Annotated in this window: 4 protein-coding genes; 2 read left to right on the top strand and 2 right to left on the bottom strand. The window is 35.7% G+C overall.

Annotated elements, in window-relative coordinates:
* Positions 1-61: 61 nt before the first annotated feature.
* Positions 62-319: a transposase gene (locus tag QAI40_RS16810; protein WP_304511895.1), complete on the bottom strand. Its 258-nt coding sequence runs from the start codon at positions 317-319 to the stop codon at positions 62-64.
* A 14-nt stretch (positions 320-333) separates the two neighbouring features.
* Positions 334-1,386 carry a hypothetical protein gene (locus tag QAI40_RS16805; protein WP_304511894.1) on the bottom strand — a complete coding sequence of 351 codons (1,053 nt, stop codon included), beginning with the start codon at positions 1,384-1,386 and terminating at the stop codon, positions 334-336.
* A gap of 287 nt (positions 1,387-1,673) precedes the next feature.
* Here QAI40_RS16805 and QAI40_RS16800 point away from each other — a divergent pair, with 287 nt between their 5' ends.
* Together QAI40_RS16800 and QAI40_RS16795 are read left to right on the top strand one after the other, a co-directional pair.
* Positions 1,674-2,837 (top strand): ABC transporter substrate-binding protein, encoded by a 1,164-nt coding sequence (locus tag QAI40_RS16800; RefSeq protein WP_304511893.1) that lies wholly within the window; start codon positions 1,674-1,676, stop codon positions 2,835-2,837.
* Positions 2,838-2,876: 39 nt separating this feature from the next.
* Positions 2,877-4,787: a cache domain-containing protein gene (locus QAI40_RS16795; RefSeq protein ID WP_304511892.1), complete on the top strand. Its 1,911-nt coding sequence runs from the start codon at positions 2,877-2,879 to the stop codon at positions 4,785-4,787.
* Positions 4,788-4,920: the final 133 nt, after the last annotated feature.

Raw genomic sequence — 4,920 nt, 5'->3', positions numbered from 1 at the left:
ATTCACCTAATATTAAAAGTGGGCGACAACTCTCCTTGCCCCCTCAGGGGGCCAAGGCATACTAATCCCCTTCCAGGGGTAAACCCAAAGCCTGGCCCTCAGGGCCAGGATATTTACTATCAGAATGTTTTTTGGCTTTTTGACCTTTGTCAAAGACATCGGCTGCGCTATCAAGCAGTGATCGTTTCCAACCGTGAATCATTGTAGGATGGACCCCAAATCTGGCAGCCAGTTCTGAAACGGTCTCATCATTTTTAATTGCTGCCAAGGCAACTTTGGCTTTGAATCCTGGACTATACTTTTTTCTTTTGTTACTCATGCCGCTCTCCTTTTTTATTTGAAATTAGAGCTTAGCACATTGTCCAGTTTTTGGGGACCACCGTAATCCTCAGCGATTGATCTTCGTTCCCTTTCTTCAATTGTCGAAAGTTCTGCTAAAGTAGATTGTAACTGCTTAATATATTGCTTTTCTTTTGCTCTTAATCTTTCAGATTCAAAGTGCCGTTGTTCAGCTAAAAAGATCTGCTCATTCAAATAAGTTAAAACTTCATTTTTAAGTTTTGAATTCTGGAATACTTTAAAAAGTCGATTTTGATTTTTCCATTTGAAGACTACTTTGCCACAGGGTGCATCAAAAATATCATCCTTATGTAATAGAGTCCTCCCATCAACTGCTAAATTCTCAATAAGTAAGGTTGCATTGTAGGGTTTTTCAAAAGAATATTGATTTGAATAAATTTTATTGTTTGTAGATGATTTTAATAGCTGGATTCGTCTCCCTATTCTTTGGTCGTTGATGAAAATATGGTCATCTTTTTCTAAATATTTAAAATCATAAATTTTGTATAATTGCTTTATGATATTTTTCAAATGAGCTTGATCATATAAAATTTCATATTCTGCTGGTTTGTTGTAAATGATATGAGGAATTATGGAACAGATTCCAGATGTATACCGCACCATAAGTCCTATACCTTCCGCCATAATGGATTCGTCGGTTTTTATCGAATATTCCGCGTAATCTGAACCAATAGCATCAATATTCATTTTCATATAGGTGTTAAAGCTGTTGGTATATTTGGGAATAAGCTTATACATATTTTTAACACCAACGAGCTTGGTTATCATTTCAAAGAGTTTTGATTCTTTGCTGTCTTTAAGATGAAATCCTATTTTATACCAATCATGTAATGTGGTTAAAGGGGCAGCTTCCAGGCAATTATCAAACAATTTATACAAGTCTTTAACTGTGATCCAATTATGAGGATTGCTTAGATAATTTTTATTTATGCTCAATCCTTGGAGAATTTTGGATTCTTCAACGCCAAGTTTTTTAAAATAGTTTAGAACGTTGACTGCATTATTACATCTGGATCGAGGTTCCATGAATATCCTGGTATTAAATTAGTATGCTATCTTCTATTCACACAATAACGATGAAAAATCAAGAATCGTGCAATTTAACATTTCTTCGTCATCACGACTTTTTCTGGCGGGCAAAAAAAACATGATATTGAAGTTAAATTTTATTTCTGGTAATCAGTTTGCTTTGCAATACAACATGTTGTAAGCTGATTTTTCTGGAAATTGACCTGAATATCAAACGGGTCCTTCTGTTTTTTATGGGTTGGTAATTTTTAAAACTCCAGTTTATTAGCAATGGCAGGAGAGATATGATTAGGTTTGTAAATTCAATGATAATTGGGCTGTTTTGTATATTAACCGTGTTCCTGACTGATATCTTCGCACAAGAGAATAAAACCAATCCCATAACAAATAATGGCAAAAAGTGGCGCATCGGATATCTTGAAGGTGGCCCTTATGCCAATTATCAGTCGATTTTAAAAGCTATGACAGCCAGCTTAATGGATTCGGGCTGGATTCAACGTGCACCAATTCCAAAATGTAAGGATGAAAGCGAAACCAGGACTTTATGGAACTTTCTTTCCACAAAAATTCAAAGCGATTACCTCAAGTTCCCTTCTGATGCCTATTGGAACTCTGAATGGTATGATGCTGAACGTGAAAGATTAAAACCTGTCATCATAAACCGATTAAAGACTGATAAAGATATTGATCTAATGCTTGCTTTTGGTACATGGGCCGGCCAAGACCTTGCAAATAATCAACACAATACTCCCACCATGGTGTTATCAGTTTCCAATGCAGTTCAATCAGGCATTATAAAAAGTGTTGAAGATTCCGGATTTGATCACGTACACGTCTGGATAGACCCTGAAAAATCTGAACGACAGCTTCGCCTTTTCCATGGAATCACAGGTTTTAAAAGACTGGGGTTAGCCTATCAGAATAATTCAGATGGAAAATCATATGCTGCAGTAGAAGATGTACTGAAGTTATCCCGGGAACTTGATTTTCAAATAATTGAATGCCTAATGCCGGTAAAGTCTGGGAGTGCCGATGAAGAAGCTGAATTAATAAGATGTCATGAACAACTTGCCCCCAAAATTGATGCAATATATATCACGGATTATGCCGGGTTGACAAAAAAGAGTATTACAAAACTTTTGTCTCCTTTGTTCAAATACAAGGTGGCGATGTTTGCTCAAACAAGGTGTGATCTGGTAAAAACCGGTATTTTGATGGGTTCTGGCAGGGCTGAGTTTAAAGCTGACGCAAAATTTTATGTCCAAACTTTTGCCAAAATATTAAATGGCGCAAAACCAGGAGAGCTTCCCCAGAAATTTGAAAGCCCTCTTAAAATAGTAATTAACCTGGAAAGTGCAAAAAAAATCGGGTTTCGATTCCCACTTGACATCTTAGCTGGTGCCTTTGAAATACATGAAACCATTGAAAAACCTGAAAGTGAAAAATAAAAGTGTTCTCAATAGTTTTGTCAATATCAGGGAGCATAGATGTTTAAAACCATAAGATCAAAAATACTTGTTCTTATTATTGGCCTTATGGCTGTCACTTCAATGACGTTCATATTTATTACGACAAAGAATTATCAAATAGAAATAAGCGCTCAGCATTATAAACTGTCCAAAGAGACACTTTCCTCAATAATACGGGTCATTGATACTGAATATAATGATCTCTTGTCCTATGAAATCGATCACATAAAAACTCAACGATCCATTATGGAGGACGCGGGGATAAGTATTCTGTCAGAGGCTTGCTTGCTTTATGATCTGCAAAAAACAGGGCTTTTAACAGAACAATTGGCAAAAGAACTGTTCTTGAAGAGGTTAGAGGAATATCGGTATCATAATAACAATTATTTTTTTGTTTATGACTTTAATTTGACTGGATTATCACATCCAGACAAAGAAATGGTGGGCAAAAAGTGGTATGGATTTGAAGACCTCAAGAAAAGAGATGCATTAACTCTGATCCGAAAAATCATAAAAACTGAAGAAAAAGTTTTTACTGTCTTTATGTGGCCAAGGCTGAAGGATATGAAACAGGTAAAACAAATAGGGTTGTTTTTGTATTGCCCCCACTGGAAATGGATCATCGGGACAGCTCACGAGATGAGTGATGTTGAAAAAAATTCCCTGGCTAAAGAAAAACGTACTCTTTCTAAACTAAACAATATACTTGGCCGGAGGAGCCTAAACGAAATCGGCGGGATTCTTATTTTTGACAGCCATGGAAAAGTAATCATCCACACTTCTAATTTAAAAAATATTGGTTTAAACCCTGTTGGAATTACCCTTGATAAGTCTATTCAAGATCATTTGAAAAAAGCTGCCGAAGATCCTGAAAAGCCCATTGAATATCGATATAGCAATAGGAGCCAGGGGGAAATGATCCAGACCGCCTATGTCGATTATTATAAATACATGGACTGGTATGTTACAGCTTTTATTGATAAGAATGAATCATTAAGAGTCGGTTCTGCTATTGCTGTCAGACAGTCTATGATTTTTTTGCTGATTGCACTTATTGGAATTGTTCTTGCTGTTTTTATCAGCAAAAAGATAACCCTTCCTCTTGCATTGCTGACTAAATATGCAAGAGATTTACCAGAGTATGATTTTACATTAAAAAACAATCCATTGCTGGGATCTATCGTATCAAGTGACCACGATGATGAAATCAAACAACTGGCTGAGTCTTTTGCATATATGGAAACCAGGCTTGGAGAAAATCTTAAAGAATTGAGAAAAAAAACCAATGAGCAGAAACGCTTAAATGAACACCTCATTTATGCAGAGGAAAAGGAGCGTAAAGCATTTGCTGCAGATCTTCATGATAGTGTGGCCCAAACCCTTGCCCTGAGTATTTCAAAAATCAAAAATATACAGGAACCAGGTGAGCCGGTCGATTTGAAAATCATTGCCCAAATTCAAGAATACCTTGAGCAGGCTGTTAAAGAGATCCGTTCATTGATTTATCAGCTTAGCCCACCAGTTTTAGATGACTTTGAAATAGATATAGCTTTGGGATCTTTAATTGAAGAAAGTAATGAAAAGTATGATGTTGATATTAAATATATCAATGCCATTGATAATGATATTCATATAAATAAATCAAAGAAGATTACTTTGTACAGAGCACTTAATGAGCTTGTCATTAATATTATAAGGCACTCAGGCTCAACAGATGCGGAGATAGAAATATCACAAAAAGAAAATTTTATTTTATTAAGAGTTGAAGATACCGGAGTTGGATTTGACTTAAATAAGCTTACAAACAAGAACTTTTGCGGGTTTGGAATATACAGTATCTCGGAACGGATAGAAAACCTGGGTGGCTCCTTTGAACTATTTTCAAAGCCCGGCAAAGGTACTAAAGTATTACTTTCCATGCCCTTATAAAGGGTGTTGAAACCATTCAAAATATAGCAGAAATATAATATCCCTATTAAATTTCACCCAATTTTTCAATTTTTTTTTGCTCATATCGTTTGCTATTTCACCTGATTTTGTTTTTAGCCTTTTAAAATCTCAT

The organism is Desulfobacula sp. (assembly GCF_030611305.1).
GTDB lineage: Bacteria > Desulfobacterota > Desulfobacteria > Desulfobacterales > Desulfobacteraceae > Desulfobacula.
This window is presented reverse-complemented; position numbering and strand designations above follow the sequence as displayed.

Bases quoted from the DNA above. Each gene is read 5' to 3' on its own strand.
- QAI40_RS16810 (WP_304511895.1), bottom strand. From the start codon at position 319: ATGAGTAACAAAAGAAAAAAGTATAGTCCAGGATTCAAAGCCAAAGTT.
- QAI40_RS16805 (WP_304511894.1), bottom strand. From the start codon at position 1,386: ATGGAACCTCGATCCAGATGTAATAATGCAGTCAACGTTCTAAACTAT.
- QAI40_RS16800 (WP_304511893.1), top strand. From the start codon at position 1,674: ATGATTAGGTTTGTAAATTCAATGATAATTGGGCTGTTTTGTATATTA.
- QAI40_RS16795 (WP_304511892.1), top strand. From the start codon at position 2,877: ATGTTTAAAACCATAAGATCAAAAATACTTGTTCTTATTATTGGCCTT.